General features: G+C 46.8%; 13 protein-coding genes. 6 read left to right on the top strand and 7 right to left on the bottom strand.

The features are described 5' to 3' along the window. Window positions 1–5: 5 nt before the first annotated feature. From DBT50_RS09420 to DBT50_RS09410, 3 genes are read right to left on the bottom strand one after another with little or no spacing between them, the layout of a single operon-like run. Window positions 6–785 (bottom strand): ABC transporter permease, encoded by a 780-nt coding sequence (locus DBT50_RS09420; protein WP_111852305.1) that lies wholly within the window; start codon window positions 783–785, stop codon window positions 6–8. Then, window positions 775–1,698, bottom strand: coding sequence for an ABC transporter permease (locus DBT50_RS09415; protein WP_111852304.1), 924 nt, complete (start codon window positions 1,696–1,698; stop codon window positions 775–777). Before DBT50_RS09415 ends, DBT50_RS09420 begins: the two co-directional genes overlap by 11 nt. 50 nt (window positions 1,699–1,748) lie before the next feature. Next, entirely contained in the window at window positions 1,749–3,260 is a 1,512-nt protein-coding gene (locus DBT50_RS09410; protein ID WP_111852303.1) for an ABC transporter substrate-binding protein, read from the bottom strand. A 252-nt stretch (window positions 3,261–3,512) separates the two neighbouring features. On the opposite strand from DBT50_RS09410, the gene DBT50_RS09405 reads away from it, so the two are divergent. The 4 genes from DBT50_RS09405 to DBT50_RS09390 all read left to right on the top strand — a co-directional run bounded on the left by DBT50_RS09405 (window position 3,513) and on the right by DBT50_RS09390 (window position 7,836). Then, window positions 3,513–4,430: a magnesium transporter CorA family protein gene (locus DBT50_RS09405; protein ID WP_070558764.1), complete on the top strand. Its 918-nt coding sequence runs from the start codon at window positions 3,513–3,515 to the stop codon at window positions 4,428–4,430. An 874-nt stretch (window positions 4,431–5,304) separates the two neighbouring features. After that, the gene (locus tag DBT50_RS09400; RefSeq protein ID WP_111822088.1) at window positions 5,305–5,511 is read left to right on the top strand and encodes a PspC domain-containing protein; all 207 of its coding nucleotides are present in this window, start codon (window positions 5,305–5,307) and stop codon (window positions 5,509–5,511) included. Between the two features lie 38 nt (window positions 5,512–5,549). Further along, window positions 5,550–6,560 (top strand): transglutaminase domain-containing protein, encoded by a 1,011-nt coding sequence (locus DBT50_RS09395; protein WP_111852302.1) that lies wholly within the window; start codon window positions 5,550–5,552, stop codon window positions 6,558–6,560. 121 nt (window positions 6,561–6,681) lie between these two features. Beyond that, window positions 6,682–7,836, top strand: coding sequence for an MFS transporter (locus DBT50_RS09390; RefSeq protein WP_111853434.1), 1,155 nt, complete (start codon window positions 6,682–6,684; stop codon window positions 7,834–7,836). A gap of 423 nt (window positions 7,837–8,259) precedes the next feature. On the opposite strand, the gene lrgB is transcribed toward DBT50_RS09390, so the two are convergent. From lrgB to DBT50_RS09370, 4 genes are all read right to left on the bottom strand, one after another. Next, the gene (gene lrgB / locus DBT50_RS09385) at window positions 8,260–8,943 is read right to left on the bottom strand and encodes an antiholin-like protein LrgB (protein ID WP_013669843.1); all 684 of its coding nucleotides are present in this window, start codon (window positions 8,941–8,943) and stop codon (window positions 8,260–8,262) included. A 52-nt stretch (window positions 8,944–8,995) separates the two neighbouring features. Next, window positions 8,996–9,445: an antiholin-like murein hydrolase modulator LrgA gene (gene lrgA, locus DBT50_RS09380; protein ID WP_111852300.1), complete on the bottom strand. Its 450-nt coding sequence runs from the start codon at window positions 9,443–9,445 to the stop codon at window positions 8,996–8,998. A gap of 156 nt (window positions 9,446–9,601) precedes the next feature. Then, window positions 9,602–10,333, bottom strand: coding sequence for a LytR/AlgR family response regulator transcription factor (locus tag DBT50_RS09375; RefSeq protein WP_111852299.1), 732 nt, complete (start codon window positions 10,331–10,333; stop codon window positions 9,602–9,604). A 2-nt stretch (window positions 10,334–10,335) separates the two neighbouring features. Next, the gene (locus tag DBT50_RS09370; protein ID WP_111852298.1) at window positions 10,336–12,117 is read right to left on the bottom strand and encodes a sensor histidine kinase; all 1,782 of its coding nucleotides are present in this window, start codon (window positions 12,115–12,117) and stop codon (window positions 10,336–10,338) included. 197 nt (window positions 12,118–12,314) lie between these two features. Here DBT50_RS09370 and rsmG point away from each other — a divergent pair, with 197 nt between their 5' ends. Beyond that, window positions 12,315–13,034: a 16S rRNA (guanine(527)-N(7))-methyltransferase RsmG gene (gene rsmG, locus DBT50_RS09365; protein ID WP_013670093.1), complete on the top strand. Its 720-nt coding sequence runs from the start codon at window positions 12,315–12,317 to the stop codon at window positions 13,032–13,034. Window positions 13,035–13,617: 583 nt separating this feature from the next. Beyond that, window positions 13,618–17,949, top strand: a complete 4,332-nt coding sequence (locus DBT50_RS09360; protein ID WP_111852297.1) for a Cna B-type domain-containing protein — start codon at window positions 13,618–13,620, stop codon at window positions 17,947–17,949. Window positions 17,950–18,115 lie beyond the last annotated feature (166 nt).

Here is an 18,115-nt window from a genome sequence, read left to right as displayed (position 1 = left end):
AGTCATCACCTTTCTAAGACGGCCTGACGGTCAAACAGGGCTTGGAAGAGTAGGGCCAGGATAAAAATGGCCAAAGTGGGAGCAAGAACTAGGAGGGGACGCTCGAAGACATAAAGTCGGTAGTCATAGAGTAGGGTCCCCCAGTCGGGTTGGACAATGTCCGTCCCCAGCCCGATAAAAGCCAGGCTGGCATAGGATAAGACCATCCCACTCAAGCGGTTGGCCAGATTGGTTAAGATGTAGGGCTGTAAATTTTTGGCCAGGTGGTCCCTGATCAGGGCATAATTGGAAAGACCTAGTTTCTTCAGGGTAATAATAAATTCCTCTTCCTTCAATTCCTCGGTGAGGGCGGAAACCTGGAAGATATAATTCCCCATGGCCCCGATCCCTAAGACAATACCTGCGCTCATGGGGGTGAGTCCAATTAAGGCGGTAATAATTAAGGCCATAATGAAGCTAGGTAAAATCAAGAGAGCTTGGGCGAAGAGCAGGATAGTTTTCTTCCAATAGCCACCGTAATAGCCGGCAACAATGCCCAAAGTCGTCCCTAAGATTAAGGAAAGACTCCCACCAACCGCTACTACCGTCAAGGTACGCAAAGCCCCTGCCTGCATCAAGGCCAAAACATCCCGGCCCAAGTGGTCGGTCCCTAGCCAATGAGCCGAAGAGACCGGGGCTAAGATATTAGCCATATCAGTTTGGAAATAATCCGGTGAGGGAATCAGTAAAAATACCACTAATATGAGCAGGAGACTTCCAGTTAAGATTTTTTGCTTAGCTGACATAGCTGGTCTCCTTTCTGAGGTGCTTCATTAAGTAGTGGAAGATTACTTGGACCACTAGCATCCACAAGCCCACAATCATAATATAGGACTGGATGACTAGGTAGTCGCGCCGCTGCATGCTGTGGACCAGGTAATTGGAGATTCCAGCCACTCCAAAGGAATACTCCACCACGGCCGTTCCTCCGATGACCCAACTCATTTGGGCCAGGGAGGCAGCCAGTAAGCCATACAAGGACTCCTGCCAGCCATACTTAGCCAGGGCAGTCCTTAAGGGGTAACCCCGTAAGATTAAGGCCTTGATATAGGTTTCCTTCTGAGTCGTTTCAAAGTGGCGGCAGACGATCCGAGAGAGGGGGCCGATTTGGTAGAGGGCCACCACGACTAGGGCAAAGACAATGGCCCAGGGACTTTCTTCGGTGTAGAACTTGAACCATTGGAGACGGACACTGGTAATTTGGATAAAGACAATGATTAAAATAAAACTAGGAATGGCCTGGGAGACTAGGGATAGGCCTCGGCTCAGCTTGTCCCAGAAACCATTAGAACGAAGCGATGCTAGGAAGCCTAAATAAAAGCTTCCCAGCATCGCTAATAAGAGCCCGCCCAAGCCGACTGTTAAAGAAGCCGGTAGGCGGTTGAGTATTTCTTGACGAATGGGTTGACTAGAATAGAAGGAAGTTCCCCAATCGCCAGTGATGAAATGACTGACCCAATGGAAATATTGGACCAGTAAAGAACGATCTAAACCAAACTCCTCATTCACCAGGCGGATATTCTCGGGGCTAGGGGCGAGCTGCTTAGATTCTAAGTAGAGCGTCGCCGGGTCCCCCGGGATTAAGCGCGCGATGAAAAAGGCAAAGAGACTCATTAAAAAGAGCAAGCCCAGAGCTTTGGCTAGCGTTTTTAACTTCATACTTACCTCCTTCAAATCTTGCTTACGTCTTTTCGGTGTGTAAGTTTTCCCTATTTATTAACGCCTAAGGAAGGATTAACAATGTAGTAGTCACCACAATAGAGTTGGTAGTCGCCTAAGTCAGTGCCAATCCCCGCATGCCATTCTGGGTCGACCAGACGGATTATAGGGCGGTCATTAATGATTTTTTCTTGGATGGACTTAGCGATTTCATCTCTTTTTTCACTGTCAGCTTCTTGGCCTAATTGGTCAAGTTCTTGGTCTACTTCCGGATTGCTATAGTCAAAGCGGTTGTTGGATCCGTCACTTCTAAAGAATTGGTTGAGGAAGTAACTTGGCTCACCCGATGGAGCGGTGTGTTGGCTGTAAAGTAAGAGGTCATAAGGAGACCCGGTCTTCACATCTTCAGCATTGTCTAAGGCTTGAACATTGACCTTGATACCCAGCGGATTGAGTTGGGAAGAGAGAATTTGACCAATGGTTACCAAGTCTTGACGGAAGGACAGGGTAGCCACATTAAGTTCTAAGGCTTGGCCGTCCTTTTCCCGTTGGCCTTGGTCATTTTTCTTCCAGCCGAGTTCATCGAGAAGTGCTTCGGCCTTTTCAGTGTCATGTTCTAGGGGGACATCGGCGTTAAAGGAGTAAATATCTGCAAAGAGGCCGCTTGGAAGCCGTCCGCCTTTAAGGGCTTTGAGGTAGTCTTCTCGGTTCAAGGCTAAATCAAGCGCCTCTCGCATCTTAGCTTCTTTGAATAGAGGCCTTTGGATGTTAACTAGGGCAAAGTATTGGTAACCCGCGTCATAGGACTGGGTCTTTTGCCCGGCCTTGTCCAGTTGTTCCTTTAAGTTAGGTGAAATTGGTGCGATTAAGTCCAATTCCCCGGATTGGAAGGCCGACTTCATGGCTGCTTCATCGTTAAAGGCGGTAATAGTGACCGCTTTTCTTTGGTCAGCGTCGGGGTAGTTGGGGTTAGGTTCCAAGTCTAATTTTTCTTCGGATTGTAAGTTCTTAGCTTGGTAAGGGCCGGAGTAGATGACTTGGTCGCCGTCACGTTTGTAGACCACATTGGTCCACTCGCCGAGAACGGAGTCCATGACTTGGGTAGGACGTTCGGTGGTAATGGTGAGATGGCTATCATCATCGGCGGTAAAGGTCATCTTACCAGCTGTGGCATTCGCCAGCGGGTTCTTTTCTTGGATCTCGTTTAAGCATTCCGCTAAAGCTGGAGCATCAACGACACTGCCATCCGCAAATTTGGCTTCGTTTTTTGTGGTTGCTTGCCAGGTATTGGCATCGACATGGTTAAGTTCAGCGATATAGCGGGAGTAGAGGTTGCCGTCTGGGTTTTGTTGGTATACATATTCAGCGACCCCGTGACTGGCCAAGGACCAACTTGAACTTAAGGGGTCCAGGTCAGCAGCAACCAGGCTTTGGCCAACTTGGTAGCTGTCTTGACTGGCTTGGCCCTGGTTTTTACTGTCGCCGCCAGCTTGGCAGCCTGCTAAAAAGAGGGTCAAGCTAGAAGAGCAAAGGACGATGAATTTTAATAATTTTTTATTCATAGCTATACCTTTCTATAAAAAATTTATTAAGGGTTGCTTTTTCGATTCCCTAGATTAAGACGTAAGCAAACTATATATAGGGAATTCCCTTACCGATTTTACAATATGTAGGGAGAGAAAACAAGTTAAATTTGGAAGCGCTTTAAGGATAAATAAAAAGCCTATTTTAGTGTTAATAGGAGCTTTAGGCTCGGCTCAGTGCTACAATAGTGGGGCAATGATAGCTAAAAAAGTGAGGAAAGAAGTGAGACCATGGCAAAAGTGAAGGAATATGGACCAGTGGATGAACGTTTTACCTGGATTAATTTACCGGTGGATGATTTAGACGACCTCCTCGAGATTGGGAATACTTACGGGATCAGTGAAGAAATGTTGGCCTATGCCAGCGACAAGAATGAACGGGCCCGCTTGGAGTACGATGATGATACCGATACCTTGCTGATTATTTTTAATATTGCCAATAAGAAGAAGGTGAACTACCATTATGAAACCTTGCCGATGACCCTTATCATTCGCAACAATGTCCTCTTAACCTTTGCCCATGAGGATAATGATTATGTTATCCAGCTGATGAAGCATTATATCCACCGCCACTCGGATGAAGGGCTGTATAAGTTCCTCTTCTCTAGTCTTTTTTTGATTGTTAAGGAATACTTTCCCTTGGTGGAGGAGATGGACCGGGAGCGTAACCTCTTAACCAAGGAATTACGGACCCGAACGACTCGCAAGAACCTCTTCAACCTGTCGGACTTAGAAACCGGGATTGCCTATTTCCGTACCGGGGCTCGGCAAAATGAAATTCTCTTGGAACAATTCCGCTCACCTTCGCTTTTTAAACGCTTGGATGGGATTGATATTGAGGAATTAGACGACGCGGTCATTGAAGCCAAGCAGCTCGTGGAAATGACGGAACTGTCCTGGCAAATCCTCGATCGCCTCTCCGACACCTATAACAACGTCTTGAACAATAACTTGAACGAGACCATGCGGATCTTGACCGTCCTCTCCATCCTGCTTACCGTGCCCACCATTGTGACCGGTTTTTACGGGATGAATATGGACCTCCCCTTCGTCCAAAGCCGCTTTTCCTGGGTCTTCGCCCTAATCATCTCCGCCCTAGGCTGGTGGATCCTAGCAAGAATATTAAAACGATTCTTTGATAAGCATTAGAGTGCGACAGTCATAACAAAGGACGAAACCACTGGAGAAAACTGTCATAAGCTCAGCAGAGCTGAGCGTTGGCAGTTTTTGAAGTGGACGTTCGTCCTGTGACTGGAGCAGGTTTGAAAAGGATGTGAGGAAGGATCAGGGAGGGCGATTCCTTGGAGGAAAAGATGATAAGATCAGCTTGCTGATCGTTCAACTTTTCTGAAAGGACATCCCCTCACCCTTCCGAACTCGACTGTAAGGATGTGAGGACGCCGCTAGAGCCCTGAACCGCTGGAGCTAAAGGGCGAAAGAATTCTCATAGAGAATTCGTCGACCTTTAGTGAAGCGGACGTCAGGGCTGCCTTTTGGAACACGTTTGGACTAGAGTGCGAGCTGACGACAAAAAAGTGAAACGCTGGAAGAAATATGCGGTAATCCTTGAAAAGGATTGCCAAATATTTCTGAAGCGGAGTTCACTTTTGTCAGCGAGCACGTTTGCATTAGAGTGCGACAAGCGCAAGAAGAGGGGAGACCATTGGAAGAAGTACGTCGAAAATCCTCAAAGAGGATTTACAAGGACTTCTGAAATGGAGCTCACCTCGCGCTTGGAGCACGTTTTGGCTAGAGTGCGACAGTCACAACAAAGGACGAAACCGCTACGCATACTATATCTGTAACTCGCTGACGCTTCGAACAGCTATAGCAACTGGAGGGAAAAGCACCGTGAATCTGAAGTCTTTTTACGGTAGAATAGGGAAAGCTCCTTATTGAGTGCTTACTCATTAAAAAGTTTAAAAGCTGGTCCTAACTGGCGCTTAGACATGAGAATTGCTGACGTTTAGGGTATAATAAAGGTATCTAGAAGGCAGGATAGCCTGTGAAAGGAGCTAGAAGGATGGATTTTCATGGAAAACGTTTATATCGTAAAAAGTATGACCGTACCTTTTTAGGGGTATGTGGTGGTTTGGGAGAGTATTTCAATGTGGATCCCGTTATCTTCCGCATCATCTTCGTTGCCCTTTTCTTAGGAGGGTCAGTCGGTTTTTGGCTGTACTTATTGATGGCCTTGATCATTCCTGAAGAACCTGACTCACAAGAATAAGCCTTACAGTTTTACTAAGTTATAATGGGGTGGTATGTATGAAAAAGAGACAAGTTTTCGGCCTGTTTTTCAGCATGCTGCTTTTTTTGTGGGGCTGTGACCATAAGCAAGCCCTCAACTGGGTAGAAGACCAGCTGGTTGATCAAGAAGAAGTGACTAACCAAGTCATAGAAGAAAGTGAAACTAAGCCGGTCGAATCGGCTTCTCAAGAAGAGAGTCAGGCAGCTCCTAGTAAGGACCAGCCAGGGAAGATTTCTCAGCAGAAGGGCCGGCCTCAAGCGCCGTCTAAGCAGGAAGTCATCCAGCAATTTAAAGAGGCCCCCCTGGCTGGCCAGATTAAGGAAGCTGATTATGCCGACCTCCTGCCAATTGTCCAAAGGCAATTAGAGCAGGGGAGCTATCAATTTGTGGTTGACGTGACTTCTCCCCAAGCCAGTGGCTCAGACCTCTTTGAGCGTTTGCGCCAAGACTTGTATGGGACTTATTACGGGATTGTCCTGGACTATGCCAATGCCTATTCCTACCAGGCCAGTCCCGGTAAGTTGAAGGTCTTATTGACCTTCCGCCTCCACCATGACGCTGCTGCTGACCAGGCCATCCGTGACTATGCCCGCAACTTTGCCAGTCAGATCCAGGGCAAGAGCGACCATGAAAAGGTTCGTCTCATCCATGATGCCATTATTGACAAGGCCCACTACCACCTAGGTGAGGGCAATGATGTCCAAGGTGTCTCGATTTATTCGCCGGCCTGTATCCTCTCCCAAGGCACTGGGGTTTGCCAGGCTTATGCTGGTCTCTTCCAGATTATGTGTGATGAGAGTGGGGTCAAGTCACTGGCTCGGACCGGCATTGCCTATCAACACGCCGACAAGAACCAGCCCATCGACCACGCCTGGAACTTGGTCCAAGTTAATGGGCAGTGGCTGGGGGTCGATACGACTTGGGATGATCCCGTGGACCTCAATAATCCCCAAGCTGAGTTTAAACGTTACGATTATTTCTTAGTGGACTTGTCTGACACCCACTTTGCTGACGATAAGATACGTTAGGCGATTATTAGGGGAGAGTGTTGAACTTTTCTTGCACGCTCTTGTCCTACTTTTTTATTAAGATCCTGCATGCGGGCGGCAGGATTTTTTATTGGAAAAGATTGAGAAAGGTTGTGAATTGATGAAAACAGATACAGAACAGCAAGGCTTGCCCTGGCTGCCCTTGATGGTGATGCTGGGGCTAGTTTTATTAGCTATTATTTCGGAATTATTACCTTCCGGCCTCTTAGTGCAAATGGGGGATGACCTGGGAGTTGATTATGGGACGGTGTCTTACTTGGTGGGAGGCTATGCCTTACCCGCTGGGCTCTTAGCGATTCCGATGACCCAGGTGGTGACCAAGTTCAACCGCCGACCCCTCTTACTCGTGTTAACCTGCGGCTTTGCCTTGTCGAATTTCCTGGTTTTCTTGGCCCCTAACTTTCCTTTGGCCTTTATGGGACGTTTGATCGGTGGGGCCAGTGCCGGGACATTTTGGTCCATGTTGGGCCCTTATGCTATGGACATGGTGTCCAGTGAAAACCGCGGTAAGGCCGGGACCATTGCTCTGGCGGGGTCACCGATTGGGATTTCGCTTGGCTTGCCCCTGTGGACGCGTTTAGGTCAAGTCGCTGGTTGGCGGATCGCCTTTTTAGCCACTGCACTAGCTTTTCTTGTCTTAGGCTTATTGGCTTGGCGGCTTCTTCCTTCGATTCCGGGACAAGCAAGTGACAGCCGGGTTAAACCGACTGATGTCTTGAAGAAACCGGGTTTCCGGGTAGCTATCTTAGTGGTCTTCTTGATGGTGATGGCTGAATATAGTGTCTATGTTTATATTCAATTGATTAGTGATCGCCTGGGTCTGGCCCTGCAAAGCTCTCAAATCTTCTTTGGGGTCGGTGCCCTCCTAGCGGTTTGGATTGTGGCCCGCTTTATTGACAGTCACTTGAAGCATTTAATGCAAGGGGCCCTCTTAGCGGGAGCTATCGCCATGTTTGTTTTCCTAGTCCTCTCTGGCCACCCGGTCCTTGGACTAGGAGCCATGGTACTTTGGGGGATGAGTTTTGGCCCCATTTCTTCTCTCTTACAGAATTCGGTGATTCGCCAAGTGGACAAGGGCCATGACGTGGCCATGTCCATTCAAACCACGGTCTTTGATCTCTCCATTATGGGGGCCAGTGTCATGGGCGCTTCCCTCTACCAAGGCCTAGGCTTAGGAGCTAACCTCTTAATAGCTATGCTACTCTTCCTGGGAGCTGCCCTGGTGGTGACGGTCTTTAGACAATATTATAAATAGACCGCTATGCCATAGTGGTCACGAAAAAAATTTTTTAATAAATGGTAAAAAAGAGCATTCGTTCTGCTTTTGAAATCTGGTCGTTGAAAAGCCATGGCATCGGTTCGAGCAGCTATAGCTCTAGGAGCAAAGCGACTTAGAGATATAGTTCAAGGTTGCGACAGCAACGTTGCTACACTTTTCTTCCCTCACCTAGCGAGCTTCAAACGGTTAGTATGGCTAGCCGCCAACTATCCGTATTTCACATCGCTTGCTTGTTCATGGCTAACGACCAATTTCAAAGCTCCACTACTGCTCGAAGCCATTTATTCAAAGTAGCTGTGTTTCATAACAGCTCAATAATAAAAATAAGAGAAATAAAAAATCACTCTAGAGCACATTCTAGAGTGATTTTTTTGAAGGGTGCGTATTTTAAAGTAGGGATTAGATACCAAAGAGTGGTGCGATCATGGGGACAACGAAGACGGTCAAGACACTGACTACGACCATGGCAACGGAAGCCATCGCGCCTTCGGTTTCACCCATTTCTAAACCAACGGCTGCTCCGATGGTGTGTCCGGCTGTCCCTAAGGCAAGGCCACGGGCAACGGGATCTTCGATATGGAGCCATTCGAGCAGGCCTTTACCGACTGCGGAAACGATCACGGCGTTAAAGATCACGGCTGCTGCAGTGATGGAGGAGATACCGCCTAAGGATTCTGCGATCGGTAGGGCAATAGCGGTGGTCGCTGGTTGAGGTAAGAGGGCGGCAATGATTGAGTTATCCATATGGATTAACTTGGCCATGATTCCTAGTGATACCAAGGAAAGGGCCATCCCACCAACTAACATAATAGCGATTTGTTTCCAGTATTTAACCAGTAGTTTTCTTTGCTTATAGAGTGGGATGGCAAAGGCGATGGTGGCTGGTTCAAGGAAGAACATGATCACCTTTCCACCGGGTTGATAAGCTTCATAAGGGATGCCGGTGACGACTAAGAAACCGATCCCTAAAATCATAGCGACAAAGAGTGGGGTAAAGAGGAAGAAATGGTTAAAGCGGTTGTATAACCAAGTCCCAATCCCAAAGGCAACAAATGAAATAACAATTCCTAAATAAGCTGACATCTGATGAACGCTCCTTCTTCTCTTGACTGCTTACTGATCGAACAACTGCGCCCTAGTGGCTGACATTGTTACTGTATGAGTAAGAACTTTCGCTGCTTTCTTGTGAGCTGGATACTTTCTTACGTACCCATTCAATGCCTTCACCGATGTAACCGATGAATACCATGGCCATGATGGTCCAGAAGATGACTAGGAAAACAATTTGTACGCCGGATGTGGCCATAATCCCGAGAGAATTAATTAAGGAAATTCCGGAGGGGACGAAGAGGAAGGAAAGGATCGAAATCAGTTTTTGTGATAAGCTTTCCACTTGTTCCAGTTTGACAATGCCTAGGCAGAGACTGGCGAAAAGTAAGATTAAACCAATCACTGAAGCTGGCATGGGGATGGGGGATAGTTTAGATAGATAGGATGAAATTAACATAATCACTGCAAAGATCCCCGCTTGAGTTAGAAAGTTGGCTTGCTTAACCTCTTGTTTTTCTGTTTGTTTCTTTTCCATTATGAATCGCTCCCTTTGTTTGTTATTTTTTAACTCTTCATTTATCTGACAATCATAGTTTAGCCTAATAACAAGGATGGAAGCGGTTTTATTCATAAGATACGAGGATTGGAACATAACTTACATGAGCCTGGACATTAAATACAGGCTTAATTTTTATTCGATAGGCAGGCGGTCCTTAAAATCTTTAAGATAAGACCGTGAAACGGGCACCTTACTGCCGTTTCTCAAAGTCACTTGGTAGGTTTGGTTGAACCAGGGTTGGATTTCTTGGATCTGGTCGATATTAATTAAGTAGGAGCGATGGGTTCTTAAAAAGAGGTCCTTGGGTAATTTCTTCTCAATGGCACTCAAACTCCCCGCCATGTCATAGGTCTTGTCATAAGTTTCGATACTGAGGGTATGACCTTGGACCGAAACCAGGTAGATTTCTTCGGGACGGAGGAGGTAGACCCGGTCATTACTTTGGATAGGGATAGCCTCATGGCGTTTACTTTCCTGGTCTGGGTCGACTTGGCCATTAGCCCGTTCCAAGCTTTGGTAGTATTTATCGATGGCGGCATGGATCTTGGACTCTTCAAAGGGTTTCAAGATATAGTCATTGGCATTAGCTTCAAAGGCCTCCAGGGCATATTGGTCATAGGCTGTGGCAAAGATGAGATAGGGTGGGTTATGGACAGCCTTTAATTTCTCTGCCAGGTCAAAGCCGGTTTCGCCCTCGAGGTGGATGTCTAAAAACAGGATATCGGGCTTTTCATCCAACATCATGGTGATGGCTTGGTCAATGCTGTCGGCGGTTTTCACCTGGCTAACCTGGTCGTGTTCCTTGACCAAGTAAGCCAGCTCTTGGCGCGCCATTTGTTCGTCATCAACAATCAAAACTTTCATCGTTAGTCCTCCTTGTTAGCTAATTCTAAGGGAAATGTCAGGGTAAAGCGAGCGCCACCAGTTGGACGGTTGGCGGCTTGGAAGCTGCCTTTGTCGCCGTAAAGGTTCTCAATCCGCCTTGCTAGGTTCTCTAAAGCTGTCCCAGTCCCTTCCTTGGATTCGACACTTTCCTTACCTAGGCGTTGGAGTTGGTCTTCCTCAATCCCGACACCATTGTCTGCGACCACAATTTCCAGTTTGTCGTCCAGCTTCTTAATTTCAATGACTACAGTATTATTGTCCTTCTTGTCGGGAAAGGCGTGGCGGATCGCATTTTCTACCAGGACCTGGATACAGAGGGGCGGCAGGAGATATTGGTTAAGGGCCTCGGGCATGTCCAGTTCAATATGGTAGCGGTCAGGGAAACGGGCGTCATTCAAGGACAGGTAGGCATAGAGGTGTTCCAATTCCTTTTCCACCGGGATCTTGGTTTGCCGGCTGGCTTGGAGATTATGGCGGAAGTAGGTGGTTAATTGGAGCAGGAGCTGACGAGCCCGGTCATGGTCAAAGCGCATCACCGCCAGGATCGTATTAATGGTATTAAAGAAAAAGTGGGGGTTGACTTGGGCTTGTAAGGACTTAATTTCGGCATCTTGGAGTAACTTACTTTGTAGTTGGACTTCCCCCAGTTCCAGCTGCATGGAGAAGATGGCCCCTAGACCACGGGCGAGTTGCTCTTCCACATAGGAGAGCTGGCTGGGGTTAGTGAAGTAGAGCTTCATGGAACCGAGGACTTGCTGGTTGGACTTCAAGGGCACCACAATAGCGGCTTCTAGGGGGCAATCAGGATGGGTACAGCCAATTTCGCTCTTACTGTGGGCAATCCGCATCTGTCCCGATTCAATGACCTCCCGGGATAGCTCGGTAATCACATCGTGGCTGGGAAAGTGGTGGTCGATCCCCGCTCCAACATGGGCCAGGATTTTGCTTTGGTTGGTCAAAGAAACCGCCGAAACCTTGGTGGAGGCCTTGATCATGGTTGCTAGTTCTTGAGCTTTCTCCCCTTTGAGCCCTTCCAGACCTGACCGCAAGTAGGGAAGGGTTTGCATGGTTAGGGCGAGGACATCGTGGGTTTGGACGGCCCGAGCTTGTTCTTCCTGGATCAGGGTATTGACAATTGTTGAGAGGAAGATAAAGGTCCCCACACTGTTTAAGAGAATCATCGGCAGGGCGATTAATTGGACCAGAGGCCAACCTTCCCGAGAGAAGATTCCGATAAAGAGCAGTTGAATACATTCTAAGCCCACTGCTACTAGTGACCCCTTGATGGGCTTGATGAAGGGGGCGTAGGCATTGCTGGAGGAAGATTTTTTGCCCGCGTAACCGGCTAGAAAACCAATCAGGGGTGAAGAGACCATATAGAAAGCGTTGGATCCATTACCTTGGAAGAAGCGGTGAACACCAGCGATTAAGCCGACCGCGCTTCCCACCCAGGGGCCACCGACAAATCCGGACACCCCAATGGCTAGGGACCGGGTGTTAGCAATGGATGAATTAGGAGAAATCTGAGTCAGCAAGCCAGAATACTTGAGGCCTTCTGAAGTAATTTGAATCCCGACTAAGTTAGAGAGAATGGCAAAAAAGCCAAACAAAATAATTAAAGACAACATTCGCTTAGGCGAATTTCTTTGTACCAGTAGTTTCTTAAAATAGGTGAAGTGAACTAAGAGAACGGCTAAGAGAACAATCAAACCGACCCTTTCCATCATGAGAATGAAAAGTTCACCGAGATAAGTCAGTCCCATCTTACGGGCTCCTTTCCACGTGCAATTTTACTTTACTCATATAGCTTAGCAGATGAAGGGGAAAGGAGCGCAAGTTTTTTCTTTTAGGAAGGCAAGTTATCTTAGTTTGAAGAACAAAAATGATTCCTTGGCGATGATTTCTAGACCGAGCTTGCCTATGCTATAATGAATGGGATAAAGTCAAAGGAGGATTTGACATGAACCCAGAAGAATTTAAGGCAGCCCTGGTTGAGCAGGGGATTGACCTGACCGATTTACAAATGCAACAATTTGAGAGCTACTACCAACTGCTGGTTTCCTGGAATGAAAAGATTAACCTCACCGCCATTACCGACCGCGATGAAGTGTATTTGAAACACTTTTATGATTCCCTGACCCTGGCTTTTAGCTTGGAGACCGATTTGACGGGTAAAAAGCTGGTTGACGTGGGATCGGGAGCGGGTTTTCCCAGCATCCCGCTCAAGATTGCTTTTCCCCAATTACAGGTCAGTATTGTTGACAGCTTGAACAAGCGGATCAAATTTATTGAAACTGTGACGGAAGAACTGGGACTAGCAGGCGTTTCAGCCTACCATGACCGGGCCGAAGATTTTGGACAAAATAAGGCCTTCCGCGGGCAATTTGACCTAGCCACCGCCCGGGCAGTCGCACGCTTGAGCGTTTTAAGTGAATACTGCCTACCCCTAGTGAAAAAAGGCGGCCTCTTTGTAGCCATGAAGGCAGCCAAGGCGGATGAAGAAATCGCTGATGCTAAGAAGGCCATTGCGACTTTAGGGGGCAAGTTTAGTCAAGACTTGGCCTTAGAACTCCCTGGCCAAGCCGGCGAACGCCATCTCCTAGTCATTGAAAAACGTAAAGAAACCCCCAATAAATACCCCCGCAAGGCCGGTTTGCCCAATAAGAAACCCATCCAATAGAAGAGAGTGCGACAGTCACACCAAAGGACGAAATCGCTGGAGAAAACTGGGATAAGCTCAGCAAAGCTGAGCGTTACCAGTTTTTGAAGCGGACGTTCGTCCTGTGACTGGAGCAGGTTTAGAAGAGAGTGCGAGCTGACAACAAAAAAGTGAAACGCTGGAGGAAAATACCATAAGCACAGGAAAGCTGTGCGTTGGAATTTTCTGAAGAGGACGCTTGCTCTGCGCTTGGAGCAGGTTTAGAAGAAAAATGTCCAGAGCAAATTTTAATAGAAGCTTTCTTATCTACCTGCTAAGACTGAAGTCATTCAATAAGTCTTAGCAGGCTTTTTGTGTTTATGAACAAGAATTAATAATAAATAAACTTATTTAAAACGTTTTCAATTTTAAATAGTTTTTATTTAGGTAACGTGCTAAAATAAATGTGAAAAACAGAAATGATTGGAATCATGATGCCTTTTCCTAAGTCAAAAGCGGGAAAGCTTGGGCAAGAATGGTTAGTAATATCCTGGTTTTATTAACCCTTATCTTTTTGCTTAAGACCTTTTGATTGCTTTAAAAATTGATTGAGGAGGGTTGAAAAATGAAGAAGGGATTTACTGCTTTATTATTGGCAATAGCAATGTTAATTTTCAGTTTCATGCCGACTCGAGTAGAGGCTAAGGAGCTGGGACCGCCCATTGCTAATCAGGAAGTTATGGCAATAAATGAGGTAAATGATCAGGATAAGGGCACTCCAAGTTCTGAATCTCACAAAGAAGTAAATTCAATCGAGAAGAAGGACACGACGAGTCAAGTTGCTGGCCATGTGAAAGAAGGAGGCGAACAAGAACCAGCGACATTAAAGGAAAATACCCAACCAGTCCAAGCAAGTGCAGTAGCTAGTGATGGTGCACATGCCATCAATCCTAGAGTGACTGAGGAAGAAAGGCCTTCCACTAAAACGATCCAGACTAAGCGGGTCAAAGAAGAGGAAATTCCTAAAGATATCGAAGAGCCTGCGCAAGCCTCAGCCACTAGGGAAGCGGACAAAGCAGACAAGCTACTCGACCAGGCTGTCGATGTGGCAGAAAGAAGTGCCCCAAAGCACCATGACGATGTGATTACAGGGGTAAGCGTGACCAAGGCAAATGGTCAGCAAGTCAATAGCGCCTACCAATGGATGACGATTAAGGTCAATATGGACTTTCAACTTCCGGATAATACCATTAAAGCGGGAGATATCACCACGATTCAGTTGCCTAAGGAGCTGGTCTTTAAAGATACCCCTGATCGCTTTGGCGTCAAGGATTCGACCGGGGCAGTGGTTGCTAGAGGTTATGTTAATCCACAATCCAAGACCCTTACCCTTTCCTACACTGACTATGTCGAAAAACATTCGGGGATCAAGGGGACCCTATTTTTCTCCACCCGGGTTGACCATACTAAGGAGAAGAAAGCCAAAAATATTCCTCTGAATTTTAAAATCGGTAACCAGCTGATCTTTGCTGGGAATATACGTTGGCAAGGGGTCAAACGAGCCAAAGCTTATCCTTTACAAAAGGATGCCTGGAAAAGCCGAGTAAGGGATAATATCATCCAGTATCGGATTTCGATTAATCGCAAGGGACAAGACATTTATAACGGGGTCATTTCAGACGCCTTAGTCAGTGAAAAAGTGGAATACCTCAAGAATAGTTTGCGCGTGTATATGGGCAAGTGGCAGTGGAACGATAATAAAAGTGATTTTGATTTTAACTATGGGAGGAATGTGACCTCCCAAGTGAAGATTACTTGGGGAGAGAATGATAAAAGTTTCAACATTCACTTTGGACGCCTAAGACCTGATCAAGGCCTGATGATTACCTACCGGGCCCAAATTGACTACCAAGCTCTTGACGGAGAAGTCATTAAAAATTACGTGCGACTTACTGGCGATGGGATTAACAATGAGGAAGGCATCAGTCGTTATCGCTATATTTCCGCTGGGGGTAAGGCCCAAGGCTATGTTTATCAGATTAAACTGATCAAGTCGGATCAAGCGGATCCCAATAAAACCTTAGCAGGCGCTAAATTTAAGCTGATTCGCAACCGTACTGGCGCCCTTATTGGTGAGTATGAGACCAACCAAGCGGGAGAAATCGTGATTAAAAACCTACTGAGAGATGCTTACACCTTGAAGGAAAGTCAAGCACCAGTCGGCTATCAATTGGATCCTCGTCCCATAGCTGTCGGGGCCAAAGACTTTGATAATCCAGAGAACTTGGCCATTAAATCTATTACTAATAAAAAGGTAGAAGAAAAACTATCAATTCCAGTCACTAAGTTTTGGATAGGGAAGATGTTAAAGGAGGTCACCGTTTTCTTAAAAGCAGACGGTGAAAAGATTCAAGAAGGCAAAATTTCAGTTGATACCTTCTGGATGCATACTTTTGAAAATCTAGCTAAATTCAAGTCAGACGGCAGTCCCATTGAATATACCGTAGAAGAAGCCCCTGTGGCAGGATATCGGACGGATATCAGACAAAATGTAGCTGGTGATGTCAGTCGAGGTTTCATAATTACCAACACCGAAATCCCATTCAGGATACCAAGACGAGAAATCAAAGTGACGAAAGCTTGGTTAAACTCCCAAGGCGAGTCACTGAGCGCGCCAGTTGATAAAATTGAAGTAGAACTTTACCGTGATGGCCAAGCCACTGGTAAAAAACTGATCTTGTCGGCAGAAAACCACTGGACTGGAGCTTTCAAAGACCTACCAGTTTACGAATCGATTGAAAACACCAAAGCCTACGCATACAGTATTAAAGAAGTAGGTGAAGATAAAGGGGCTATTCAAGTTGATGGAAAATGGTTCAAGGTGACTTACTCAGGGACGATGAAGGACGGTTTTACCATTCTTAATCAAGAGATGCCAACCTGGACGCCAATGACGCCACCGAGTCGAGAACTTAAAGTGACGAAGACCTGGCTGAATTCTCAGGGTGAATCGCTGAACGCGCCAGTAGATAAAATTGAAGTGGAACTCTACCGTGATGGTCAAGCAACCGGTAAGAAACTGACTTTGTCAGCGGAAAACCACTGGAGTGGAGCTTTCAATGACCTCCCCGTTTACGAATCGATTGAAAACACCAAAGCCTACGACTACAGTATTAAAGAAGTGGGTGAAGACAAGGGTTCAATTCAAGTTTCTAGCAAGTGGTTCAAGGTGAGCTATCAAGGAACAATGAAGGGTGGCTTCACTATTCTCAATCAAGAGACGCCAACCTGGACCCCAATGACCCCACCGACTCGGGAGCTTAAAGTGACGAAGGCTTGGCTGAATGCCCAAGCTGAGGCATTGAAAGCTTCAATCGATAACATTGAAGTGGAGCTTTACCGTGATGGCCAAGCAACTGGTAAGAAACTGACCTTGTCGGCAGAAAACCACTGGACTGGGGCCTTTAAGAATCTGCCCGTTTACGAATCGATTGAAAACACCAAAGCTTACAAATACAGCATTAAGGAAGTAGGCGAGGACAAGGGTGCAATTCAGTTGACTGGAAAGTGGTTCAAGGTGAGCTATCAAGGGTCGATGAAGGATGGTTTCAAAGTGGCTAACCAAGAAACCCCATCTTGGACCCCAATGACCCCACCGACTCGGGAGCTTAAAGTGACGAAGACCTGGCTGAATTCTCAGGGTGAATCGCTGAACGCGCCAGTAGATAAACTTGAAGTGGAACTTTACCGCGACGGTCAAGCGACTGGTAAGAAACTGACCGTGTCAGCGGAAAATCACTGGGCCGGATCTTTCAAAGACCTGCCAGTTTATGAATCGATTGAGAACCCTAAGGCTTACGAATACAGTATTAAAGAAGTAGGCGAAGCCAAGGGTTCAATTCAAGTCGCTGGAAAATGGTTCAAGGTGAGCTATCAAGGGACAATGAAGGATGGCTTCACTATTCTCAACCAAGAAACGCCATCCTGGACACCAATGACACCTCCAACCAGAGAGCTTAAAGTGACGAAGACCTGGCTGAATTCTCAGGGTGAATCGCTGAACGCGCCAGTAGATAAACTTGAAGTGGAACTTTACCGTGATGGCCAAGCGACTGGTAAGAAGCTGACCTTGTCAGCGGAAAATCACTGGTCCGGTTCATTCAAAGACCTGCCAGTTTACGAATCGATTGAAAACACCAAAGTCTATGAATACAGTATTAAGGAAGTAGATGAATACAAGGGATCGATACAAGTCGCTGGACAGTGTTTTAAAGTGACTTACTTAGGAAGGATGAAGGACGGCTTTAAAGTAGTTAACCAAGCTTATCCTCCAGAAGAACCACAAACCCCTCCGGACAAACCGAAGAAGCCGGAAACGCCACCTGTGACGCCGCCGGATAAACCAAAGAAACCAGAAACGCCACCCGTGACGCCACCAGATAAACCAAAGAAGCCGGAAACGCCACCCGTGACGCCTCCGGACAAACCGAAGAAACCGGAGACTCCACCTGTAACGCCGCCGGACAAACCGAAGAAGCCAGAAACGCCACCTGTGGCGCCACCGGATAAACCGAAGAAGCCGGAAACACCACCCGTGACGCCTCCGGATAAACCAAAGGGACCAGAAACGCCACCCGTGACGCCTCCGGATAAACCAAAGGGACCAGAAACGCCACCTGTGACACCACCGGACAAAGCGAAGAAACCGGAAACATCACCTGTGACGCCGCCGGATAAACCAAAGAAGCAAGAGACACCACCGATGACCTCAACAAAAGTGGAACATCCTGTCACAAATCCATACCAACCAGGTCAAAAACAAGTCCATAAAAAAGCGGATTTACCTAAGACTGGCTTGGATAGTGAGACTCAGGATTGGCTGGTTTTAGGATTGGGAGCAGTCTTTGTGGGTTGTCTCTTCGCTTGGCTGGGGAAGAATAACAAATCCAAGCGCTGAGACCTAATCGTGGAAAAGAAGGACACATTGTAAAGAAAAGAATCATTGTAATAACAAACGATATTTCAAAAATCACTCCGAAAGTGCTTAGGCCTGTGTCATCAACATGGGTAAAAGCACTTTTTGCTTTTAAGGTCAGAAAAGATCGATGTCATAAGGCCTCATT

This window comes from Aerococcus tenax (assembly GCF_003286645.3).
GTDB classification, from domain to species: Bacteria; Bacillota; Bacilli; order Lactobacillales; family Aerococcaceae; genus Aerococcus; species Aerococcus tenax.
This window is presented reverse-complemented; position numbering and strand designations above follow the sequence as displayed.